Genomic DNA, 25,445 nt, shown 5'->3' on the forward strand with positions numbered 1-25,445 from the left:
TATTGAAAATGGTTATCAATTGTGATAATCTTATTATAGTTTATAAAATAAGGAGAAAATAAAGTGAGTAAAATTAAAAAGTATTTATATGTAGCGGTCGGATTGCTATCGTTTGTCCTTGGGGCAATAGGAGTAATTATTCCGATATTGCCTACAACACCATTTTTGTTATTAGCATCTTTCTGCTTTGTAAGAGGTTCAGAAAAATTTGATAGATGGTTTAAATCAACGAAAATATATCAAAAACACTTAGAAAGCTTTGTTAATGAAAGAGCTATGACTATGAAGCAAAAGGTAACTATACTGTTATTTGCAGATTTCATGTTGGCATTTCCAATTATTTTAGTTGACAATTTACATATGAGATTATTTTTAATAGGGTTGGTATGCTTTAAGTTTTATTATTTTATATTTAGGATAAAAACGATAAAGCCTGAGAGTAGAGAAGCATAGAAATAAAAAAATAAATTAGTATAACTGTTAAATCAGTAATTTAATAAATAATTTACAATTATCTAGTGATAATGATAATCATAAACAAAATACATATAGATGATGAAAATTTTAAGAAAAGAAATTAGAGGGAGATTTAAATGTTACACAGATTAGGTTCAATGTTTTTTGTGTTAGCTGTAATAACTAGCTTTTACAAATGCTTCAAATTTACAAATAAGAAATTAGGTTCAAAGTTACATGTTGTAACAGGCACAATAGGTGCTTTAGTAATGATTATTTATTCGATAGTAGATTTTATTAAAGATAAAGAATTTACAATATTACCAGTAGGGTTTATGAGTATTTTAATAATCATATCTGGAACTAGCCAGGTTAAAAAGAAGTACAAATGGTTACATCTAGTTGCGGTTATAGGATTTGCAGCATCATTAGCATTTCATATAATGCACTAATTACATTAGGAGGAATTATTATGGTAAACAAAAGATTACTTTCACTAAGTAAAGAATCTCAAAAATATGTATATCTAACAGTTTTAATGAACTGGATATCAATAATTTGTAATATAGGAATAGTTTTATTTGTTGGTAATATAATAGATAAATTATTCAATAATGATTTAAGCTTTAACATAGGAGCTTATGGATTATACTTAGGATCATTAATATTAATAAGATTTATATGCAATTATATGTCGGGGAAATTTTCTTATCATTCATCGGCAAATGTAAGAACGTCTATAAGAGAAAGTATATATAAAAAACTATTAACTTTAGGTGTAAATTACAATGATACAATATCAACTTCATCAACTGTACAAATATCAGTAGATGGAGTTGAAGCACTTGAAATTTATTTTGGTAGATACTTACCTCAACTATTTTACAGCTTACTAGCGCCACTAACGTTGTTTGCAGTAATAGCACCAATAAGCTTTAAAGCGGGAATAGTGCTTTTAATATGCGTGCCATTAATACCAATATCAATAGCATCAGTTATGAAATTTGCTAAAAAACTTTTAAGTAAATATTGGGGAATATACACTAACTTAGGGGATTCATTCTTGGAAAATCTTCAAGGTCTTACTACTTTAAAAATCTTTGATTTAGATGAAGAAAAGAATGAAGAAATGAATAAGGAAGCTGAGACTTTCAGAAATATAACAATGAAGGTATTGTCAATGCAGTTAAACTCTATAACAATAATGGACTTAATAGCATTTGGTGGAGCTGCAATAGGTATATTAATAGCTGTTAGTGAATTTAGTAAAGGTAATATATCAATTGGATCTACTGTTGTAATAATACTATTATCATCAGAATTCTTTATACCAATGAGACTTTTAGGATCATTTTTCCATGTAGCTATGAATGGATTAGCTGCAGCAGATAAGATATTTGCATTGCTTGATACTAAGGTTGAAGAAGAAAAAGAATTATCACAAAGAGCTAAAGAAAGATTAAAAGATATATCTATAAGTATAAAGAATGTTGATTTTAGCTATAACGAAGAAAGACAAGTATTACATAATGTAAACTTAGAAATAGAAAACAAGTCAATGGTTGCTTTAGTAGGAGAAAGTGGATGTGGTAAGAGTACAATAACTAACTTACTTCTAAAGTTAAATAAAGTTAATAAAGGTGAGATTTTATTAAATAGAATAAACTTAAACGATATACCATTTGATGAATTAAGAAAGAAAGTAAGCTTTATAAGCCATAGCTCATATATATTTAATTCTACAATTGAAGAAAACTTAAGAATGGGTAAAGAAAAAGCAAGTGAAGAAGAGCTATATAATGCACTTAAGAAAGCAAATTTATATGATTTCGTAATGGGATTAGATAAAAAATTACAAACTCCAGTTGGAGAAAATGGATCATATTTATCGGGTGGTCAAAAGCAAAGATTAGCTTTAGCTAGAATGATACTTACAGACGCAGAAGTTTATATATTTGATGAAGCTACATCAAATGTTGATGTTGAAAGTGAAGACTCAATACTTGAAACAATATATGCATTAGCAAAAGAAAAGACTGTAGCAGTTATATCACATAGATTAGCTAATATAAAGAATGCAGATAAAATATATGTATTAGATAAAGGACATATAGTTGAAAGTGGAAATCATAAAGAATTAATGAATAACAATTCAGTATATAAAAAACTATATATAAACCAAGAAAAGCTTGAGGATATATACAAAGAAGAAAATGAAGCAATTAAGGAGGTGGCTATAAGTGAATAATGAAAGAAAGAGGTTATCTGGGGCAAAGATAATGCTTAGACTTATAAAAATATTAAAGCCACTAGTTCCTGTAATGATGATAACAATAAGCTTTGGAGTGTTAGGATTTTTAGCAGCTATAGCAATAACTACTTTTGGAGCTATAGCTATGGGAGATGTTATAGGCGTTAATATGGGATACACTATGAGCACAGCAGTAAAAGTAATAATTGTATGTGGAATAATGAGAGGAATACTAAGATATATAGAGCAATATTCAGGTCACTATATAGCCTTTAAAATATTAGCTATACTTAGAGATAAGGTATATAAGGCTTTAAGAAAATTAGCACCAGCTAAGCTTGAAAGTAAAGAAAAAGGAAATCTTATTTCAGTAATAACTAGTGATATAGAATTACTGGAAGTTTTTTATGCTCATACAATAGCTCCAATAGCAATAGCTATAATTACATCAGCTATAATAGCTGTGTTTCTATACACTATAAATCCATACTTCGGAATGATAGGAGTAGTGTTCTACGTAATAGTAGGATTAATAATACCAGTTTTATCATCTAAATTAGGGAGTGAAGCAGGATTTGACTACAGAAATGAATTTGGTAAAACTAACAGTTTCTTATTAGATTCATTAAGAGGTATAAAAGAGATATTATTATTTGGTCAAGGAGAGAATAGACTAGATTCAATAAATAAAAATAGTGATAGATTAAATGAAAAAATGAAGGTTATAAAAGGTCATGAAGGTTTAATAAGAGCTTTAACTGACATAACTATAATGATAGCAATACTTATGACACTTTATGCAGGTGTAGAGTTATATAAAGTAGGAGATATAAACTTAGGACAAGTAATAGTAGCTTTAGTTTTACTAGCTAGTTCATTTGGACCAACAGTAGCATTGAGTAACTTATCAAATAACTTAATGCATACATTTGCTTGTGCTCAAAGATTATTTGATATATTAGACGAAGTACCAGCAGTAGATGAAGTAGCTGGAAATACTGACTTAGAAATGAATAGTACTAAAATAAGAAATCTAGAATTTAAGTATGCTGGTAGAGATGAAGTATTACTTAGAAATGTAAATCTTAATATCAATAAAGGTGATAAGGTTGCAATAATAGGTGAAAGTGGATGTGGAAAAAGTACACTTTTAAAACTTATGATGAGATTTTGGGATGTGGAAAATGGAAGTATTGAAATAGATAAAAAAAATATAAAAACTATACCAACTAAAGCTTTAAGAAAATCACAGTCATTAGTAAGTCAAGAGACATTCTTATTTAATGATACTATAGAAAATAACCTGAAAATAGGTAAAAAAGAAGCAACTCGTAAAGAAGTTATAAATGCTTGTAAAAAAGCATCAATACATGATTTTATAGAGACTCTACCAAGTGGATATGAAACTAATGTTGGAGAAATCGGGTCAAACTTATCATCAGGAGAAAAGCAAAGATTAGGTATTGCAAGAGCATTCTTACATAACCCACAAGTTTTAATTCTTGATGAGCCGACAAGTAACTTAGATACTCTTAATGAAGCTCAGATTTTAAAGAGTATAAAAGAAGAATCTAAGGATAGTACTATAATAATGGTTTCTCATAGAAAGTCTTCTACATCAATATGTGATAAGAAGGTTTATGTAAAAAATAATACGCTTAAATTCAATTAATATAAAATAAATCCCACTTATAAGCCAGAGTGGGGTCCCCTTTAGTGAATTGAATACTTATACCTAAAAAATCACTCTTAAATATAAGAGTGATTTTTTATAGTTTTATCTGTTACAAAGTAAGCAATAAAAGGTATGAATATAATAGATTAATTTTAGATACTGGAGAAATGAAGTGATTCTACGACTTAGTCGTTCAAAAAAAGTGAATTTTTTATAAAGAAAGGGATGATACCATGTTTGAAAATTTAAAGAAATACGATCCAGAAGTGTATAGCAGTATGAAAAAAGAATTAGTTAGGCAAGAAAGAAATATAGAATTAATAGCATCGGAAAATATAGTTTCAGTGGAAGTAATGGAAACTATGGGAAGTCATTTAACAAATAAATATGCAGAAGGATACTCAGGAAGAAGATATTACGGAGGCTGTGATCATATTGATGAAATAGAAACCTTAGCAATAAATAGACTAAAAAAAATTTTTAAAGCGGAACATGCAAATGTACAGCCACATTCTGGAGCTAACGCAAATATGGGAGTATATTTTGCAATATTAAAACCAGGAGATAAAGTAATGGGAATGAATTTATCTCAAGGTGGCCACCTAACTCATGGTTCTCCTGTAAATATATCAGGTCAGTATTTTGACTTCCATGAATATGGAGTTACAAAGGAAGACGGACTAATCGATTATGAAAATGTAAGAGAAGTTGCCCATAAAGTAAAGCCCAAATTAATAGTAGCAGGAGCTAGTGCTTATCCGAGAAAAATTGATTTTAAAAAGTTTAGAGAAATAGCTGACGAAGTAGGTGCACTACTTATGGTAGATATGGCACATATTGCAGGATTAATTGCAGCAGGCCTTCATCAAAACCCTTGTGAATATGCACACTTTGTAACAAGTACAACTCATAAAACATTAAGAGGCCCTCGTGGAGGTATAATTCTATGTAAAGAAGAGTTTGCTAAGGCTATAGATAAAGCAATATTCCCAGGAATACAAGGTGGACCACTTGAGCATATAATAGCATCTAAAGCTGTGTGCTTTAAGGAAGCCTTAAGTGAAGAATTTAAAGTATATCAACAACAAGTAGTTAAGAATGCTAGAGTTTTAGCTGAGGAGCTTACAAAGAGAGGATTTAATTTATTAACAGGTGGAACAGATAATCATCTGATTTTATTAGATTTAACTAATAAGAATATTACAGGTAAGGAAGCGGAAAAAAAATTAGACGAAGCTTATATAACTACAAATAAAAATACTATACCATTTGATCCTAATGGACCGTTTATAACTAGTGGAATAAGAATAGGTACACCAGCTATTACAACTAGAGGTATGAAAGAAGAAGATATGGTAGTCATAGCCGAGGCTATAGATTTATGTATAACTCATAACAATGAAGAAAAAGCTAGAGAGTTAATTATAGGACTTACAGATAAATACCCATTATACAAAAAATATAATATAATGAAGTAGGATAGATAATAAAATAAATTTTATAATATATACAAAAAAGGCTCATACTAGTTATGAGCTTTTTTGTGCAAGAAATAGAATGAAAATATTAAATTTTCACTCAAAATATATTTTTAAAACTTAAAGAAATAAAGCGATATTTGCGATTTTTTAGAAAATTCTAACGTAAAATAAAATATTTTTAGAAAATAATTTAAAAATGTCGTTTTTTATCAAAATATGGTATAATTATTTAAATTCAAAAATGAAAGGATGATTGACATGGAAAAGAAATTGTCAAAAGAAGCTTATGGTGGAATACACGGAAAAGACTATGTACCATACATAAACGATAAGTCAAAAAAAGGTACTAACCTAGCAGTATTAATAATCGGTATAGTGTTATCTACGCTATTCGCAGCATCTACTGCTTACTCTGGTATGAAGTCAGGGTTAACGGTTGCAGCTGGTATACCTGGTGCTATAATTGGTTCGATGCTTATTGGAGTATTTGCTAAGTCAAAAGGTATACTTGGAAAAAACATTATCCAAGGTATGTCAAGTGGTGGAGAATCTATAGCAAGTGGTATGATTTATGTATTACCAGCAATCATACTGATAGGAAGTCAAATAACATTCTTTGAAGGATTAATAGTTGGTGTAGGTGGATGTTTATTCGGTATAGGATGTTCATCATTAGTTTACAACTATTTAATAGTAGAAGAACATGGAAAACTTATGTACCCAGAGTCTATGGCTATATCAGAAACTCTTGTAGCTTCTGAAGGTGGCGGAGACGCTATAAAGTACATGGGAATAGGTTTTGGTATAAGTGGTATTATAAATGTTTTAACAGGATCATTCTTAAATGTAGTAAATAATACAATGACTTTCTTAGGAAGCAAGTTCTACAAGTGGAAGTTCTCTATGGAAGTTAACCCTCTATTATTAGGTATAGGGTTTATAGTTGGATTAGAAGTATCTTTAACTATGTTTGCTGGATCTATATTATCTAACTTTGGTATAGCTCCATTAATAGGATACTTTACTGATATGGCTGCTAACAACATGAATGCATGGAACGATGCATCGGTAGTTGTTAACCAAATGGATGTTAACTCAATAGCAGGAAGTTATGTTAAGTATATAGGTGCAGGTATGATGCTTTGTGGTGGTATAATAGGAGCATTAAAGCTTATACCAACAATAGTTGTTTCTATAAAAGAAACTTTAAATGCTAGATCTGGTAAAGATGGAAGTACAGAAGGTAGCTCAGGTGAAATGATAATACTTTTAGGTGGAATAGTTGTAGCATTCGTAGCTGCATTTATGATATCTGGAAGTGCCAAAATGGCAATCGTTGGTGCTATAGTTTCATTAATATTATCTTTACTATTTGTTATAGTTGCTGGACGTTTAACTGGTACAATAGGAACATCTAACCTTCCAGTATCAGGTATGACAATAGCTTCATTAGTTATATTAACATTAGTATTCGTTACTATGGGATGGACTTCAAATGCTGACAATAAATCATTATTATTATTTGCTGCATTCATGGTTGTTGCAATATCTGTAGCAGGTGGATATAGTCAATCTCAAAAGGTTACTTATATAATAGGTGGAAGTAAGAAAGAAATGCAAAACTACTTTGCTATAGCAAGTATAGTAGGAGTTGTTGTTGTTACAGGAACAATATTATTACTTTCTTCTCAATTAGCTATTACAGGAGCTGATGCACCATTTGCATTACCTCAAGCTAACTTAATGTCTACATTAACTTCTGGTATAATGTCAGGAGATTTACCATGGGTTATGATAATAGCGGGTGTAGTTATAGCTTTATTCTTATTCTTATTAAACTTACCAATAATGACTATAGCTATAGGGTTCTACTTACCAATATCAACAACTTCTATAATATTAGTAGGAGCGTTAATACGTGTATTTGTTGAAAAAATGTGTAAGAATGCAGCTGAAAGAGAAACTAAAGTTGCTAACGGTATAAGTTTATCTTCAGGACTTGTTGCTGGTGGATCTATAATAGGATTAATCGGTATAATATTACAAGTATCTGGAATTATAACTCCTAAAGTTCCAACAGGATTTGCAGCTTCAAATATGATGGCTGTTGTTATATTAGTTATATTAGTTATAGCTACTACAATACCAATAGTTGCATCTAAAGTGAAGAAAAATGAAAACTAATGAAGATGTTTTAAATTTAGTTTTTAAAATCTCTGATGGAATTGAGTATGAAGTAAGTAAAGAAGGAATAGTTACTATACTTGAAAAACAAGATTATAAGGTACAAAACTTTTTTAGAAAACTAAAGTTTAAAATTCCTATGTATAAAAAGCTTGAGCTTGATGAATACAGCAGTGAAGTTTTTTTAGCAATTGATGGTAAAAATACTGTTAGTGAAATAGGAAAGACCTTAGAAATCAAGTTTGGAGATAAGGTAAATCCACTTTATGAAAGATTACTAGTTTTTCTAAATCATTTAGAAGTGAACTTAAAATATATAGAACAAATAAATTCTTAGTATAAAATTTTAACTATAAAAGAAACTGTCTCATGAACAATTTTTAATTGTCATGGGGCAGTTTTTTATATTGAAAGCTTATAAATTTAAGTATTTATATTGAATATGTGATGAAGTAATTACAATATACTAATATTGCACAAAAAGAAGGAATACCTCACAAAAAATAGAAATACATAATATAAAGTGAGGTGACATTGTAAAGATGAGTAATATAATTATATCTGTGTTAAGCCTTTTAATTGGTGCAGTGGCGATATCCGTAATAATAATATATATATCTAAAGAGATATTAAATAAATGGATGGAAGCTAAAACAATTGAATACGAATTAAATTCTAAGTTTGAAGAATTTAAAATCAACCAACAAATATTAGAATCAGAAAAAATAAAGTTTAATAAGCTACAAGAAGAAAGATCTGAGGTAATAAAAGAACTTTACTTTAAAGTTGTAGACATTCAAGGGTTGCTTATTAAGTATGTGAGAAATTCAAGAAATAAGAAAAAAGTAGAACATAATTATGAAAGCATAAGTAACAAATTATATATTAGCTTAGTTGAATTTATAGATTACTTAGAAAAGAATAAAATCTTATTACATGAAAGCATAATTAAGAATAGTAAAGAAATAGAAGATATAGCAAAGTTGATTGTGGCTAGCTATGAAGATACAAGTTTATCTAATGAATACAATGTCTTTATAGATAATGTAAATTTACATATAATAAAAGACGAGATACCTAAGTTTAGAGTTGAACTAGAAAAACAATTTAAATATATATCAGGAATTTAACGATTAAGAACCCTATTAATAGGGTTCTTTTTTGTAGTGATAGACTTATTTGGAATCATGATGTTTTTAAAAGAAGTACTATATCAAGCATGGTGAGCTTTGACAAAAAGTCATAAAATCTTTCTAAATCTTAAGAATTTCGTAATAAAATTGTAAGATTCGTTTGTTATTATGAACATGAAAGTAATTAAAACTACTACCTTGTATTTCAGAGGAGATTAAATATGAAGAAAATAATGTATTTCATTATACCATTAGTAGCAGGTGGTATATTTTTATTTGGGTTAAATAGGCACTTTGATTCAAGTATTGACAACATGCTAAGAGAGAAAGATCTAACAACAATATTAAATGATCCAGTAAGTAATGTTAAAGATAAAGGAACCATTGCCAATAAATATTTCTTAGATAATGACAGTATTATGATGCTAGGTTCATCAGAGTTAAGTCATTCAACAAAGCAACATCCTACGTATTATTTCAATACTAATAGAAGTAAAAATGAAGTGATTACAATAGGAAGGGCATATACTCAAAGTTTACAGGATGCAACTATTCTAGGTAGTTTTGACCCGGAGAATAAAGATAAAAAAGTTGTTCTATTAGTTTCTATGCAGTGGTTTATGGATGAAGAGGGAGTTACATATAATCACTACCAAACTAGATTTTCACCAACTCAGTTTTACGACTTTTTAAATAATCCCGAAATTTCAAAGGAAAATAAAATAAAGTTTGCAAATAGAGTAAATGAACTTTTAATGGGTTCAGAGGAATATAAGTCAGAAGCTGTGTATGCTAAATTATTTACTTCAGATAGCCTAATTTCGAAAATTGAGAAAGTTATACTAGCGCCTTATTTTGAATTTAGAAAGGGTACTGTAAATCTTAAAGAAAAAGGTATGTTATATGCAGAATTAGTAACTTTACCTGAGAAAAAAACTCAAGTAAAGGGAGAGCCTATTGACTGGAAAAAAGAAGAAGAACAAGCCATTGAAGATGCGAAAAAGAGAGTCGGAGACAATGACTTAAGTATTGATAAGATTTACTATAAAAAGAATTTTGGCGAGAACCTAGACAAAGTAAAAGATAAATATAAAGATGTTAATCTTTTAAAATCAAAAGAGTTTGAAGACTATCAACTAAACTTAGATGTGTGTAGAGATTTAGGAATAAAGCCTGTAGTAGTATTGATACCAGCTATGGATAAGTTCTACAATGTAACAGGAATTTCTAAAGAGGAAAGACACGCGTTTTATGATAAAGCAGGTGACATGGCTAAAGATGAAGGGTTTAAAGTTTTAGATCTTAGAGATAAAGAAACAGAGAAGTATTACTTACGTGATGTAATGCATCTTGGTACGAAAGGTTGGGTAGATGTTTGTGAAAAGTTATTTAAAGAATTTGACCAGCAATAAAAATTTAATGATGAGTCTTGGCTGTACAATAGTAATAATAGCGGCTATATTAATAGTTGCATTTACGCCATTTAAAGAATTGCCATTTATATATAATGAATTTTAAATAAGGAGGATTAGATATGAAGATTATTGAAGGCATAAAAAAATATTCAAACACAGATAGAATAGCATTGAGATGTAATGATGAAAATCTTTCTTATAGAGAATTAGACAAGTATTCGGAAGCAATTGCCCTATACTTAAAAGATATATATGGTGATGAAGACACGCCAATAGTTATATACGGAAATAAAGAAAATATGATAATGGCCTGTATGATAGGAGCTTTAAAATCAGGAAGAGCTTATGCACCATTAGATATAAGTTTTCCAATAGATAGAGTAGCCGAAGTTACTAAAGAAATTAAGCCAAAGGTATTTTTCAACTTTAGTGAAGAAACTAACTTTGGAGACTTAAATGTTATAAATGAAGATAAACTTTTTGAAATAATAAAAGCTTATGAAGGGAAGACCATATCTAAAGATAGCTGGATAAAAGATGATGAAAATGCATATATCTTATTTACATCAGGAAGCACAGGAAAACCAAAAGGAGTACAAATAAGTTCAAACAACTTAGATAGCTTTGTTGATTGGATAAGCCCATACTTAAAGATTGATGGAAGTGAAAAGGTAATAATGAATCAAGCAGCATACTCATTTGACCTTTCAGTTACAACAATATATCCAGGATTAGTGCATGGAGCTACTTTACTTTCTTTATCAAAGAAAGTTTTAGCTGACTACAAAGAGTTATTTAATCAATTAAAAAAATCAGATATGGCTGTTTGGGTTTCAACACCATCATTTGCAGGAGTATGTATAACAGAAAAGAGCTTTAATAGTGAAATGTTACCAAAGCTTGAATCTATGATATTCATAGGAGAAACTCTTCCAAAAAGTTTAGCTAAGGAACTATTAGAAAGATTCCCTAACACAAGAATTATAAATGGCTATGGACCAACAGAAGCAACAGTTGGAGTTAGTGTAAATGATATGTCTGAAGAACTTATAAATGATGAGAAGAGTCTTCCAGTAGGTTATCCTATGGAAAACTGTAAGATAAAGATTTTAGATGAAGATGGAAATGAACTTAAAGAAGGTGAAAAAGGCGAAATAATAATAATTGGACCTTCCGTATCAAAGGGATATTTTAATAATAAAGAAAAAACTGATGAAGTATTTTTCTATGATGAAATAGATGGAGTTAAGCATAGAGCTTATAGAACAGGAGACAGCGGATATATATTAAATGGAAATATATATTACTGTGGAAGAAGAGATTTCCAGATAAAGCTAAATGGATTTAGAATAGAAATAGAAGATATAGAAAGTAATTTAAGAAAAGTAGAAAATATAAAAAATGCAATAGTTCTACCTATATACAAAAATGAGAAAATTGCTTACTTAAAAGGAATAGTACAGCTAGAGGAAAGTAATTCATTAAGTGATATAAAAAATGGAATTGCAATAAAGAAAGAGTTAGGTAAATATATTCCTTCATATATGATACCAAGGACTATAAAAGTTATAGATGAGTTCCCAACTAATACTAATGGGAAAATAGACAGAAAGAAACTTATGGAGGAAAATTAATGACTTTTTCACAGTATGGAGATTATTTCTATCTTTATTTATTACTGTTAACGATAGTGCCAGCTGTAATCCTAGGATTAAGAGAAAAAAATATAAAGTATTATGGAATGATAGCAACTGTGTTCATGATATTTTTAATCGTTGGTGTAAATGTTAGACTTTTGTACTTAATTGGATTTATAGTGTTGGAAGTAGCAGTAGTTAAAGGATATGAATATGTAAGAAAAAAAACAGATAGTAAACTAGTATATAGATTATTTTTACTAGCTTCTATGTCTCCTATTATAATTAATAAACTTTCACCATATACATCATTTGGGATTATCGGTTTTATAGGTATATCTTATCTAAACTTTAAGACCATACAAATGATTATAGAAATTTATGATGGAGCAATAGAGGAAGTTAAGATTTCTACAATGCTTTATTTTGTATTATTCTTCCCAACGTTAAGTTCTGGTCCAATTGATAGATCAAGAAGATTTGAAAAAGATTTGGAAAAGAAGATAACTAAGGATGAATATGTAAATGATTATTTAATACCTGGAATAAAAAAGATAGTTATGGGTATTGGATATAAGTTTGTAATAGCATTTGTAATAAATATATATTGGATGTCAAATATACCAGAAGAAATCAACTTTATTAATGTAGTTAGTTATATGTATGCATATAGTTTATATTTATTCTTTGACTTTGGAGGATACAGTTTATTTGCAGTAGGAACTAGTTATATATTTGGAGTAAAAGCACCAGATAACTTTAACAAACCATTCTTAAGTAAAGATATGAAGGAATTCTGGACAAGATGGCATATAAGTCTTTCTAGATGGTTTGGAGATTATATATTCTCTAGATTTGTAATAGCGTCTATGAGAAAGAAGAGATTTAAAAAGAGAGCAACAGCATCTCATGTTGCCCAAATGATTACAATGTTAGTAATGGGAGTTTGGCATGGGTTAGCATGGTACTATATAGCATATGGTGTATATCAAGGTGGAGTACTTGTACTTACAGATATGTATCAAAAGAAATCAAAGTTCTACAAGAAACATAAAAAAGATAAGTGGTTTGAGATTGTACAAATTGTTATAACATTCCATATAGCATGTTTTGGATTGTTAATTTTCTCAGGACACTATGCATAATTTAGGAGGAGTTAAAATGCAAGAAGTAGTTATAGGAATATTTGAAGATGTTTTAGAATGTGATGAAATAAGAGAAGACTTAAGCTTAGATTTATTTGAAGCAGAACTTTTAGATTCTCTAGCGATAATTGAAGTTTTACTTGAGATAGAAAATAGATTAGGTATAGTTCTTCAACCTACTGATTTAGAAAGAAGCGATATGGCAACAGTTAATAACTTAGTTAAGTTTTTAGAAGCTAGAAAATAATATATATCTATGGGCTGTCACATGAACGATTAAAAATTGTTCAGTGAGAGCTCTTTTTCTATTATTAAATAAATTTAAGCAGTATTTTCTGGTCTATGAAGATATAAACCTTGCTTATCATTTACTGTAATCTTTCTAAATCTTAAGAAAGGATTAAGGCGGTAGAAAGAATAGTTTGATACTATATTATTATGGAAGATATATATATAATTTAATAAAATAAAAAGGGGAAGTTAATCAATGAACGATATAGCAAAAAATCCATTATCTTATATTTATAAATACCTATCAATATCAATGGTATTTATGTTTATAGGTTTCTTTATAGGGCAACAATTTATACCAGAAGAGTTTGTATTATGTGCAAATATATTAGTTTATGTATTTATATTTGTATTCATATTACTAGCTTTTTTAACTAAAAAATCAAGGATTCCTAGAAGCTTTTCTATGAACTATGTATATTTATTTACTTTTATAGACGGAATACTAATGTATCCTATATTAGAGTACTATATACAAGATTTAGGTAAGGGTGTATTCTTATCAGTTTTAGCTGGAACAATAGTATTATTTTTAGTATTATCAATAATATCTAATAAAAAGAAAGCTGGAAGTTATTTAGGGTTAACTAAAATACTATTTTCAGGATTAATAGGACTATTGTTTGTATCTATAATAGGATTTTTTATGTTTAGTGAAACACTATATGTATTAGTAAGTGTTGGAGGAGTAATAATATTTACAGGGTATGTACTATATGATGTAAATTTAGTAAAATTAGAGATAGAAAATGGAAATATTAATAGTAAAGATGATTTATCAATACACATATTAAATCTTTACTTAGATTTTATAAACATATTACTTGATTTATTAAACATTACATCATTTTTCAATGATTAACAATTAATAAATATTACTTTAAAGGGGATTTTACAGATATTTTGTAAAGTCCCTTTTATCTAAAATGGAGGAACAAGATGAGTTACAACGTTTTAATAGCTGAAGATAATAAAGATATTGTCGAACTTTTAAAGCTTTACCTTGAAAATGAAAATTATGTAGTATTAGAAGTGTATGATGGTCAAGAAGCTTTAAATATTATAGAAAATAATAATATACATTTAGCAGTATTAGATATCATGATGCCAAAACTTAATGGGTATGAAGTTACGAAAAAAATAAGAGAAGATAGCAATATACCCATACTAATACTATCTGCAAAAAACTTAGATAGCGATAAGATATTAGGGTTAGGATTAGGAGCAGATGATTATCTTGCAAAGCCATTTAACCCATTAGAAGTTATAGCAAGGGTAAAATCACTAATTAGAAGGTGTTACAGTTTAAGCACTTCTCAGGAAGCGAGTGAAATAGTAGAAAATTCAATAATTCAGTTAGGTGAATTATGTTTAAATACAGATAGTTACATTGTTACTAAAAATGATAATAAGATTGTTTTAACGCCAACAGAATTTAGGATTCTTTTATTATTTATGAAATCTCCAGGTAGAGTTTACACAAAAGCTCAAATAGGCGAAGTAATAAAAAACGATTATGTTGATATAGATGACAATAGTATTATGGTACATATATCAAGAATTAGAGAAAAAATAGAAGATAATCCTAAAGAACCTGTTTATATTAAGACGATAAGAGGGGTAGGGTATAAAATTGAAAGGTTCAAATAAGATTATAAATAAAGATAGTCACTTTTCTTACTTACTTAGATCTTATTTTTTGTTTACTATTCTAATTTTATTAATTATTTCGTTTTTGGTATTTATTGTAATACAAGCTATATATAATTCTTTAGATGTACCAAACTCAGATCCTATAGACCAAATTAAGATTTTAGAAAGTGGCCAATATGCAAATCTAAATATAAAGAATTTGGTTGGAAGACATGGTAGGCTAGAAATATTAGATGAAAATAATCATGTTATATTTAAAAGTAGCAGTAAAGATAAAATAAAATCATATACAAAATACGAAGTAGATGCCATACCAAGTTATGAGGGTGAAACTTATGATATTGCAGTAAAAGAGTATGTGAAGGATGAAAAAAAATATATATTAATAATTAAGCAAAATATCTATGATGAAAATGATGAGCACGAAGGATTCCAAATACTAGATTCAAATCTAAATGTTGTATATAGTGGTGGAAACTTTAATAATAAAACCTCATATACACAAAAAGAATTATCTTATTTAGAGGGAAGTGCATCTGAGCAATATAACATATATAAGTATCCTTTTAAAGATTCTAACGGTAATAATCGTACCTTAATTTTAAAGCTTATTGATTATGATGAAGATAAAATCTCTTCTGTTATATTTCATGATATTAAGATAAGTATTGCTACATTTATAATAATATATATTTTATGCGTTATAGCATTTGTTACTATATTAAACAGAAAAGTAAAATACCCTTTAATAAAATTAAATAATGCTATGCTTTCATTAGCCAATGGTAATAGCAAAGTAATTAATGACTATCAAGGATCTTATGAATTTGAAACTATTTTTAGGAGTTTTAACCAGATGGCAATAAAACTAAAAGAAAGTGAGAAACAAAGAAAGATACTTGAAAGTGAAAAGCAAAAGATGCTTGCAGATATTTCTCATGACCTAAAAACTCCAATAACAATAATTAAGGGTTATGCAAAGGCATTAAATGACGGAATAATTGTTGAAAGAGATAAAGAGAAATATCTAAAAATAATATATCAAAAGTCTAGTGATCTTACAGAACTAATAAATGTTTTTTATGAATATAGTAAATTGGAACATTCCAAATATACTTTTAACTTACATGAGAATGATTTAAGTGAGTTTTTAAGGGCATATGTAGCAGAAAAATATGAATACATAGAAGTTATAGGGTTTGAAATAGAAGTAGATATTCCAGAAGAAAAGCTACTTTGTACCTTTGATGAAATAGAGTTAAAAAGAGCCTTTGAAAATATTGTATCAAATAGCATAAAGCACAATGAAAAAGGAACTAAAATCAGTTTTATTCTTCAGAAATATGATTACTATTACAAAATAATAATTGGAGACAATGGTGTAGGAATACCAAAGGATATATCTGAAAATGTTTTTGATGCCTTTGTAGTAGGAGACGATTCTAGAATTAGTAAGCAAGGTTCAGGTTTAGGGCTTGCTATTGCTAAGAAAATTATTGAAAAACATGATGGAAAAATAAGACTAATTTCATGTGAAGAATTTAGTACCGCCTTTGAAATATTATTACCGAAAGAGTAATATATAAATTTAATACTACGATATTGTAAATTTTTACCAATTTGACATTTGTTTTACCATTAAATCTGATACTATTATTTATGTAACTAAAAAATTTAGTAAGGGGGGATTTAATGGTAACGAATATTAAGAATATAAAAAGAGAAATAAATAGTTTCCTGCTAATAAACTTTGGGCTTATTGCTTTTATATCTATATTTATATTTTTATCATTATCAAAGCCAAATAGTAGCGAATTCATAATAAACTTTGGTGGATTGTTTATGTATATTCCTGCTTTTTCAGTAATTGTTGTTTTAAAAAGAATTTCTAAATATGATTTTAATCCAACAGTAGATAAGTTTTTTAAGGTTTTTGCTATAACTACGATTGTAAGAATAGCAGTTTCTATAATTGAAGTATTTTTTATAAATAGTATTATGATTTCTTCAGTTATAGATACAGTAATATCTCTATACCTTATATGTACAGTTCTTTATAATGAATCTCAATTTGAAGTATTAAATTTATCTTTAACTAAAAATTTTAAAAAGATTTTTATGATAATATTGATATTTATAGGAATTATTGCAATTAGAACTTTTATCGATAATGAAAGTATATCTACAGATACTTCAGGTAATATTGTAATAGCTCTTATGAGTTTGGTTATGAATTTCCTTTTTGGATTTAATTTATTTTTTGGAGAAGAGTTTGGATGGAGATATTTTCTTCAACCAAGACTACAAAAAATTTATGGAAAAAAATTTGGTGTGATAATACTAGGTTTTATATGGGGGATATGGCATTTACCACTTTGCTTCACGCTATATAGTCCAGAAACACCACTGTACTGTGTAATTTCTCATATAGCTTATTGTACATCTTTAGGAGTATTCTTGGGGTATGCCTACATGAAAACAGAGAGTATCTGGGCTCCAATATTAATACATTTAGTAAATAATGTAGTGGCTGTTATCGTTGGAGGAGGATATGAGTCTATAATTAGCCTAGAAGGGTTACTATTTGGTATTGTAGTTAATGCTATAGTATTTTTGCCATTCTTATTCTCTAAAGAATATAAAAACAATAAGGTTGATGAAAGTTCAACACTAGATATTTAATTAAATCAATAATGCATTAGGTCATTCAAGGGGGAAAAGACAGTATGTTAAAATTACTTTTAGTATTACTTGCACCAGTAGTAATGCTGATAACAGTATCATATTTAGTAAGATACTTATTAAAAAGAAAGCTTATGCCAAATGAGCAATATCTAAAAGAAATAAAAGAACTTGGAAGGTCTAAAAGATTAAGGTATATCGGCTTAGCCATAATACTTGTATTTATCTTGATGCCATCTTTTAATGGGGATCTTACTTTGGCAATAATACTATTGGTTATAACAGAGGGAGTTTATAATAAATGTGCATTAGATTATTTAAACACTAAAAGTGAAAATACTGATACACGAAGGTATGTATTATACGAGGTTGGCTTTCAAACTATAGTAATTATAGTAACTATAGGATATTATATAATATTTAAAAGCACGGGATATTTTTTATTTCAAAACTTTTTAAGTTTTTAAGGTATAACTAAATAAAAATAAAAATAAAACTGTACATAAAAATATGTACAGTTTTTATTTTTTTATACATTAATCAATCTCCTTCTAATTATTTTAGTTTCTCACTAAGAACCTTATGACTGACTCCATGAGTGATTATTCGCAACTATAAAAATATCTTGCCACCGTCAAACTTAAAATAAGAACTCCATTATTATAATGAATCTATAAATACTGAAGTGCAGTATGAATAATAAAAAATACTAAACATGGAAATAGAAAATAGATATGTTTTTTCTGACGAGTAAAGGATATATATTACAATAATGTATTACCAATGCACTTGAGATATAACATAGGATGCCATATAATAAATATGAATTTAGAATTATTAAAAGAGGAGCTACCTAATGGAATTATCACATGAAATTCTTAAGAAAATATTAGATAATGCATTTGACGAGATATTTGTATATGATAACAATTACAATATTATATATGTAAATAAGGCTTGTGAAAGGCACTATGGAATGAAGCAAGAAGAAATGATGGGGAAGAATTTTTGGGAATTTATAGATAAAGATTATTGGTATCCTTCTACCTTGCCTATAGTATATAAAGAAAAAAGAAGAGTAACAATGGAACAAAAATCATATTTAGGAGAAAATTTGATAACAACAGCAGTACCTATATTTAATAAAGATAAAGAAATAGAACTTGTTGTAATGAGCGTTAGAGATAGTATGTATGAATTAGATTCAATAAGAGAAAAACTTGAAAAAGAATCTGAGTATGAAAGCGAAAATAGATTTACAAGTAAAGAAAAGATTCAAAAAAATAATATAATATATACTAGTAATGAAATGAGACAATTAATCAACTTGTGTGATGTAGTGTCAAAGGTAGATACTACAATACTTATAAGAGGAGAGTCAGGCACAGGAAAAGGATTGTTAGCTGAGTATATACATGAAAACAGTGATAGAAGCAAAAAATCGCTATTAACTATAAATTGTGCAGCTATACCAGAAACACTTCTAGAATCTGAGTTATTTGGTTATGAAAAAGGTGCTTTTACAGGTGCAGTAAATAGTGGAAAAGTAGGTCTTATTGAATTAGCTAATAAAGGAACCTTATTTTTAGATGAGATAGGTGAAATATCACCAAGTACACAGGCTAAGCTACTAAGAGTTATACAAGATAAGAAGTTTATGCCAATAGGAGCTAAATATGAGAAAGAGGTAGATATAAGAATTATAGCTGCTACTAATAAAGATTTATTTAAACTAGTTCAACAAGGTAAATTTAGAGAAGATTTATATTGGAGATTAAATGTTATTGATTTAGAAATACCATCATTAAAGCAAAGAAAGGAAGATATAATTTCTTTAGCTACTTACTTTTTAATTAAGTTTAATAAAAAACATAAATATTCAAAGGTATTTGATAGTGACTGCTTAGATTTTTTTCTGAAATATAGTTGGCCAGGTAATATAAGGCAGCTAGAAAATTTGGTTGAGAGACTAGTAGTTACATCAAAAGGAAATACAATAATAAAGGATGATATACCTAACATATTTTTAAAGGGTGAAGATAAAAACTTAAAGGGGATTTTAGAAAAAAATAACAGTAAAGAAGAGATTGTTGATGAAATAGAGATTGATAATTTTGATAAAGCATTAGAAGAGTATGAGTGCAAGATTGTAAGACAAGCTTATAGAAAAAATAAGACTTCTAGAAAGCTAGCTGAAAAATTTAATATTAGTCAGTCTAAAGCATCTAGACTTATAAGAAAATATTGTATTGATATAGAGAAGTGATACGTTAAGTAAAATTTAACGTATCACTTTTTTATATATTAAGGGATTGTAAATTATCTGGTTTGAAGATAAGTTATAATCCCAACAGATTTCAACCTGAGCAACGGGGTGCGAGCTTTTCGAGTAGATGTTGGAGGCATGAAGTGGTAGTCGCTCAAGTGAAGCGAATTTTTTTATTGAGTCGATATAGACTCTTTGAGTCATAAATGAGTCAAAAATGAGTCAAAAATGAATCTAATGCATAAATATAAAAATTTAAAGTTATATAAATATATAATATAAATTCATTTTTTATTAAAAATCAAATTAAAAAGGCAGTAAAAATAATAGAAATAACAAAAAGTAGAAAAAAAACTAAAAATGTAGATAAACATATAAATTTGGCATATATATTGCTTTATATATTAGTATAAAGAAAAAAGGAGGACATGTTGCAATGAAAAAAGCTTTATTAAAGAGAAAAAATGACAATGTTGCTACGCTTTTGGAAAATATTAACAAAGGTGAAGTGGTAAAGGTTGTATATGGATCTAATGAAGTTGTGGAAGAAATAAAAGCAATAGATAGTATACCATTTGGTAATAAAATAGCATTTACTCAAATAAAAAAAGAAGAGTTCATACTAAAAGGTGGTTACAAAATTGGTATTGCAACTAAAGATATAGAAAAAGGCAAATTTGTTCACATACAAAATGTTAGAAGCCAAGTAGTAGATTTCCCAGAAAGTATACAACTTGAGATAAAAAGGCAAATGGGGATAAATGAGTAAGGAGAAATAATTATGCAATTCAAAGGATATATAAGAGAAGATGGTAGCGTTGGTATAAGAAATAAAGTTCTAATCATAGCGGTTGATGAATGTATGGATGGTATTGCTAGAAATATTTCATCAAAGATTGAAGAATCAGTAGTAGTAACAAACCATTATACATGTATGTTAGGTGGGAACGAAGAAACATTGAGCAATATGATAAACATAGGGCTAAATCCTAATATAGCAAGTGTACTTGTAATAGCTATGGGATGTGGAAGTATAGATCCAGAGCTAGTTGCTGAGCCTATAAGAAATGCTAATAAACCTGTAAAAACATTAATTTGTATAAAAGAAAAAGGTACAAAAAACTCTATAAATGAAGGTTTAAAATTAGCTAAAGAGCTGAAAGAAGAAGCAGATAAATGTGAGAGAAAATTAGTTGATATATCAAAGCTTATAGTTGGTATAAAATGTGGAGGATCAGATACTAGTTCAGGATTAGCATCTAACCCAAGTGTAGGTGATGCTGCTGATATGTTAGTTGACTTAGGTGCAACTGCTATTGCTGGAGAACTTATGGAATTAGTTGGAGTAGAGGATGAAGTTTGTAAAAGAGCTGCATCACCAGAGATTGCAAAAAAGATGAGAAGGCTTATAGTGGAAGAAGAAAGAAGATGGAGTGTAGGAACAAACACAGAAGTTATGAGTATTGGAAACTGTGTGGGAGGTCTTACTACAATAGAAGAAAAGGCATTAGGTGCTTTAAGCAAAACAGGTACGAGAAAGATTGAAGGTATACTTGAATTTAGCTCAAAAGGTCACGAAAAGCCAGATAAACCAGGAATGTATTTATCAGATGTAACTATGCTTTGTGGTGGTTCTGCAACTCACTTTGCTGCAGTTGGAGCACAATTAATACTTTGGACAAGTGGTGGAGCTGGATTTGAAAACTCTATAGTTCCAGTGATAAGAGTAAGTGGTAATGAAAACCTTATCAATGACGATACAGATATAGATGCTACGAGAATAATGAAAGGTGAAGAATCATCTGATGAGGTAGCAAAAAGAATATTAGATAAGGTGATGAGGGTTGCAAATGGAGAAATGACAAATGTAGAAGAGATTGGTGGATACTCTTATGCTTCTCTTTATCAAAAAGATGTAAGGTTAGAAAAGTGCTTAGGGCATTTATAAATAAATTATAAAGTTATGGAGGAATTATATTATGAAGAAAAAAGGACTAGCAAATGTAGACTTACCAGTTATAATAATAAGTTTACTAGTAGTATCTGGTGTAGTTGCATATTTAGCAATGTTTCCAGAGCAAGGAACAGCAATTGCAGACAATTTAGTTAAGTCAATAACTGGTAACTTAGGAAGTGGTTTTTTATGGTTTGGATTCTTTGCATTAATTGCATGTTTAGGTTTAGGTTTTTCTAAATATGGAGAGATACGTTTAGGTGAAGGTAAGCCAGAGTATAAGACAAGTAGTTGGATAGCTATGATGATATGTGCAGGTATAGGATCTGCTACAGTTTACTGGGCATTTAATGAATGGGCGTTTTATTATATGACACCAGCACTAGGTATAGAACCATATTCTACAAGTGCGGCTGAATGGGCTGGAGCATACAACTTATTCCACTGGGGATTCACAGCATGGGCATTATATATAATAACTTCATTACCAGTGGCTTATGCATACCATGTTAGAAAGAGTGGTGGACTTAAGTTAAGTGAAATATGCCAAGGTGTATTTGGAGAAAAGATAGCTAAAGGACCAGTTGGTAAATTAGTAGATATCATATTTATATTTGGTGCAATAGGCGGGCTAGGTATAACATTAGGATTATCTATACCATTAGTTGCAACTGGAGTTTCTGAAATAACAGGGCTTCCAGACAATTTCATGTTACAAGTAGGAATAGTTTTAGTAATATCAATATTGTTCTCATTAAGTTCATATGTTGGACTTGATAAAGGTATGAAGAAAATAAGTGATATGAATACTTATTTAGTACTTATATTCTTAGCAGTAGTTTTATTTAGTGGGCCTACTCAATTTATAATAAAGAACACTACTAACTCAATTGGGATAATGTTACAAAATTATATTCAAATGAGTTTATGGACTGATCCTATAAACCAAGGTGGTTTCCCAGAAGCATGGACAATATTCTATTGGGCATATTGGTTAACATACACTCCATTTATGGGATTATTTGTAGCTAAGATATCAAAAGGAAGAAAGATTAAAGAAGTTATATTTACTATGCTTTTAGCAGGTAGTTTAGGAGTATTCGTATTCTTTGGCATAATATCAAACTATACAATGGATCTAGAATTAACAGGAGCTTTAGGTGTAACTGAGCTTATAAACACTGTTGGAGGTAATGTAGCAGCTATAGAAGTATTAAAGACTATGCCAATGAGCAACGTAATGATAGCATTATTTGCTATAATAACTTTATTATTCTTAGCAACTACTCTAGACTCTGCATCATTTACACTAGCATCTACAACAACTAAGGAATTACCTAAGGATGGAAATCCATCACCAGTATTAAAGTTGTTCTGGTGTATAATACTAGCGCTTGTTCCACTTAGTATGATGTTTATAAAAGCACCACTTGGAACAGTTCAAACCATGGCAATAGTAGTTACAGTCCCTCTAGTAGTAGTTTTATTACTTATGATACTTAAGCTATTTAAGTGGTTAGGTGAAGATTATGGAAAAATGTCTAGAATTACTATAGAAGAAGAAGCAGAAAGAAAAGCTGTATAATAATGCAAAATAAAACTGCTGTATCCTATAATATATGGATACAGTGGTTTAAGATAAACAACACTAATAAGAAACAAGAGGTATATGAAATGGATATCAAAATAACTGATGTTGAAGTAATATGTTTAAGAGTACCAGGATTAAATGAAGAGTGTGAATGGGGAGAAGATGCTGTAATAGTAAGAGTTCATACTAACAAAGGTATAGTAGGAGTAGGAGAGTCAGATAGCTCTCCATTAGTAATAAAATCATTAATAGAAACACCGAATTCAAATCTATATTGCTATGGCTTGAAAGATTTATTAATAGGAGAAAATCCTTTAGAAATACAAAGACTATGGGACAAAATGTACTGGGCATCAAACTATGTTGGAAGACGTGGAGCAGGAATACATGCTATGAGTGCTATAGATATAGCGTTATGGGATATAGCAGGACAATACTATGGAGTACCTGTATACATGTTATTAGGTGGTAAATATAGAGAAAAAATAAAGTGTTACGGAACATTTATACCTCATGATATACCTAAAGAAAATAAAAAGATTGTTGCAAAGCTAAGAGAAGAAGGATTTACTAGTATAAAGTTTGGTGGAGGCGTATTTGGAGATGATCCTAATACTGATTATGAAATAGTAAAAGTAGTAAGGGAAGAATTAGGCGATGATTTTGAACTGCAAATAGACCTTGCATCAAAGTGGAGAACATATGGGCACTCATTATCTATGTGTAAAAAATTAGAAGAATTTAATTTGAATTGGATAGAAGAACCAGTACTGGCTGATGATTTAAGAGGGTATGAAAAATTAGGGGCCGCTGTAACTGCAAAAATTGCTGGAGGAGAATCATTAACTACAAGGCATGAGTTTAAAAACTTCTTAGAATATGCCCAACCAAGTATAGTTCAACCAGATATAACTAGATGTGGTGGGATAAGTGAAATGAGAAAAATATATGATTTAGCAGAATCATATGGAACTAAACTAATACCACATGGATTTAGTACAGGTATATTATTAGCTGCAAGTGTACATTTTTTAGCGGCTAATGAAAATACTGATATGATGGAATATTCAAAGAGTACTAGCCCTCTATTTACAGACTTAGTTGAAAATCTAATCGAATTTAAAGATGGATACGTAGAAGTACCTAACTCTCCGGGGTTAGGTATAAAACTAAATGAAGATGTGATAGAAAAATATAGAGTATTTTAATTTGAAATATAAATATAAGTATGAAATAAAGTTTGAAATATATATAAATTAGAAATTCCATCAGTGTATATGATTTTTATAAAATATATACACTGATGAAACTTATGAAGGGCATTGATATAAAATTAATATCTATTTTATTCCAATAATTGGTAGTCTTAATATAAAATATATGGTAAAAAAATGAAATAGTTATTGACTTTTAAAAAAGCTACGAATATAATTGTTTTATAGAAAATTTAGAAAATTAAATCGGAAACCTTATCAAGAGAGATCGAGGGAATGGCCCTATGACGTCTCAGCAACCTACTAATTTTTAGTGTGGTGCTAAATCCAACAGGATTAATAATCCTGAAAGATGAGGAGAAGTATATTAATATAAACGTTAAAATCTTCTTCTCATTATGAGGAGAAGATTTTTTT

23 protein-coding genes and 1 riboswitch are annotated in these 25,445 nt (G+C 28.9%); all 23 genes read left to right on the plus strand.

The window, feature by feature from the left end:
• Window positions 1-63 precede the first annotated feature (63 nt).
• The 23 genes from ACI48P_RS15575 to ACI48P_RS15685 all read left to right on the plus strand — a co-directional run bounded on the left by ACI48P_RS15575 (window position 64) and on the right by ACI48P_RS15685 (window position 25,022).
• Window positions 64-453, plus strand: coding sequence for a YbaN family protein (locus tag ACI48P_RS15575; protein ID WP_475217370.1), 390 nt, complete (start codon window positions 64-66; stop codon window positions 451-453).
• Window positions 454-593: 140 nt separating this feature from the next.
• The gene (locus ACI48P_RS15580) at window positions 594-908 is read left to right on the plus strand and encodes a hypothetical protein (RefSeq protein ID WP_475217372.1); all 315 of its coding nucleotides are present in this window, start codon (window positions 594-596) and stop codon (window positions 906-908) included.
• 20 nt (window positions 909-928) lie between these two features.
• Window positions 929-2,704, plus strand: a complete 1,776-nt coding sequence (locus ACI48P_RS15585) for an ABC transporter ATP-binding protein/permease (RefSeq protein WP_475217374.1) — start codon at window positions 929-931, stop codon at window positions 2,702-2,704.
• Complete coding sequence (cydC, locus tag ACI48P_RS15590) at window positions 2,697-4,379, plus strand: thiol reductant ABC exporter subunit CydC (protein ID WP_475217376.1); 1,683 nt, start codon at window positions 2,697-2,699, stop codon at window positions 4,377-4,379. Before ACI48P_RS15585 ends, cydC begins: the two co-directional genes overlap by 8 nt.
• A 236-nt stretch (window positions 4,380-4,615) precedes the next feature.
• A complete protein-coding gene (locus tag ACI48P_RS15595; protein ID WP_475217378.1) occupies window positions 4,616-5,860 on the plus strand; it encodes a serine hydroxymethyltransferase in 1,245 nt (414 codons plus the stop codon).
• Between the two features lie 261 nt (window positions 5,861-6,121).
• Complete coding sequence (locus ACI48P_RS15600) at window positions 6,122-8,047, plus strand: OPT family oligopeptide transporter (RefSeq protein WP_475217380.1); 1,926 nt, start codon at window positions 6,122-6,124, stop codon at window positions 8,045-8,047.
• Window positions 8,037-8,384: a PqqD family peptide modification chaperone gene (locus ACI48P_RS15605; protein ID WP_475217384.1), complete on the plus strand. Its 348-nt coding sequence runs from the start codon at window positions 8,037-8,039 to the stop codon at window positions 8,382-8,384. Before ACI48P_RS15600 ends, ACI48P_RS15605 begins: the two co-directional genes overlap by 11 nt.
• Before the next feature lie 205 nt (window positions 8,385-8,589).
• On the plus strand, window positions 8,590-9,177 hold the full coding sequence (locus tag ACI48P_RS15610) for a hypothetical protein (protein WP_475217386.1): 588 nt from the start codon (window positions 8,590-8,592) through the stop codon (window positions 9,175-9,177).
• A gap of 224 nt (window positions 9,178-9,401) precedes the next feature.
• Entirely contained in the window at window positions 9,402-10,592 is a 1,191-nt protein-coding gene (dltD, locus tag ACI48P_RS15615) for a D-alanyl-lipoteichoic acid biosynthesis protein DltD (RefSeq protein ID WP_475217388.1), read from the plus strand.
• Window positions 10,558-10,698 (plus strand): hypothetical protein, encoded by a 141-nt coding sequence (locus tag ACI48P_RS15620; protein ID WP_475217518.1) that lies wholly within the window; start codon window positions 10,558-10,560, stop codon window positions 10,696-10,698. Before dltD ends, ACI48P_RS15620 begins: the two co-directional genes overlap by 35 nt.
• Window positions 10,699-10,714: 16 nt before the next feature.
• Window positions 10,715-12,229 (plus strand): D-alanine--poly(phosphoribitol) ligase, encoded by a 1,515-nt coding sequence (locus ACI48P_RS15625; RefSeq protein ID WP_475217390.1) that lies wholly within the window; start codon window positions 10,715-10,717, stop codon window positions 12,227-12,229.
• A complete protein-coding gene (gene dltB / locus ACI48P_RS15630) occupies window positions 12,229-13,377 on the plus strand; it encodes a D-alanyl-lipoteichoic acid biosynthesis protein DltB (protein ID WP_475217393.1) in 1,149 nt (382 codons plus the stop codon). Before ACI48P_RS15625 ends, dltB begins: the two co-directional genes overlap by 1 nt.
• Window positions 13,378-13,393: 16 nt before the next feature.
• The gene (locus ACI48P_RS15635) at window positions 13,394-13,624 is read left to right on the plus strand and encodes a phosphopantetheine-binding protein (RefSeq protein ID WP_475217395.1); all 231 of its coding nucleotides are present in this window, start codon (window positions 13,394-13,396) and stop codon (window positions 13,622-13,624) included.
• Window positions 13,625-13,864: 240 nt separating this feature from the next.
• Window positions 13,865-14,530: a Bax inhibitor-1/YccA family protein gene (locus ACI48P_RS15640; protein WP_475217397.1), complete on the plus strand. Its 666-nt coding sequence runs from the start codon at window positions 13,865-13,867 to the stop codon at window positions 14,528-14,530.
• Between the two features lie 77 nt (window positions 14,531-14,607).
• Window positions 14,608-15,318: a response regulator transcription factor gene (locus ACI48P_RS15645; protein WP_475217399.1), complete on the plus strand. Its 711-nt coding sequence runs from the start codon at window positions 14,608-14,610 to the stop codon at window positions 15,316-15,318.
• On the plus strand, window positions 15,302-16,900 hold the full coding sequence (locus ACI48P_RS15650) for a HAMP domain-containing sensor histidine kinase (protein WP_475217400.1): 1,599 nt from the start codon (window positions 15,302-15,304) through the stop codon (window positions 16,898-16,900). The genes ACI48P_RS15645 and ACI48P_RS15650 overlap by 17 nt, the downstream gene beginning before the upstream one ends.
• Before the next feature lie 113 nt (window positions 16,901-17,013).
• Complete coding sequence (locus ACI48P_RS15655) at window positions 17,014-18,003, plus strand: lysostaphin resistance A-like protein (RefSeq protein WP_475217402.1); 990 nt, start codon at window positions 17,014-17,016, stop codon at window positions 18,001-18,003.
• 44 nt (window positions 18,004-18,047) lie between these two features.
• Entirely contained in the window at window positions 18,048-18,470 is a 423-nt protein-coding gene (locus ACI48P_RS15660; protein WP_475217404.1) for a hypothetical protein, read from the plus strand.
• 389 nt (window positions 18,471-18,859) lie between these two features.
• The gene (locus tag ACI48P_RS15665) at window positions 18,860-20,269 is read left to right on the plus strand and encodes a sigma-54 interaction domain-containing protein (RefSeq protein WP_475217406.1); all 1,410 of its coding nucleotides are present in this window, start codon (window positions 18,860-18,862) and stop codon (window positions 20,267-20,269) included.
• A gap of 436 nt (window positions 20,270-20,705) precedes the next feature.
• Window positions 20,706-21,038, plus strand: coding sequence for a hypothetical protein (locus ACI48P_RS15670; RefSeq protein WP_475217407.1), 333 nt, complete (start codon window positions 20,706-20,708; stop codon window positions 21,036-21,038).
• Between the two features lie 12 nt (window positions 21,039-21,050).
• Window positions 21,051-22,217 (plus strand): UxaA family hydrolase, encoded by a 1,167-nt coding sequence (locus ACI48P_RS15675; RefSeq protein WP_475217408.1) that lies wholly within the window; start codon window positions 21,051-21,053, stop codon window positions 22,215-22,217.
• 31 nt (window positions 22,218-22,248) lie between these two features.
• Window positions 22,249-23,808 carry a BCCT family transporter gene (locus ACI48P_RS15680; RefSeq protein WP_475217410.1) on the plus strand — a complete coding sequence of 520 codons (1,560 nt, stop codon included), beginning with the start codon at window positions 22,249-22,251 and terminating at the stop codon, window positions 23,806-23,808.
• An 89-nt stretch (window positions 23,809-23,897) separates the two neighbouring features.
• Entirely contained in the window at window positions 23,898-25,022 is a 1,125-nt protein-coding gene (locus tag ACI48P_RS15685) for a mandelate racemase/muconate lactonizing enzyme family protein (RefSeq protein ID WP_475217412.1), read from the plus strand.
• 258 nt (window positions 25,023-25,280) lie between these two features.
• Window positions 25,281-25,387: riboswitch (SAM riboswitch) on the plus strand.
• The last annotated feature ends 58 nt before the right edge of the window (window positions 25,388-25,445 follow it).

It is taken from the genome of Romboutsia sp. LXY-2 (assembly GCF_056171995.1).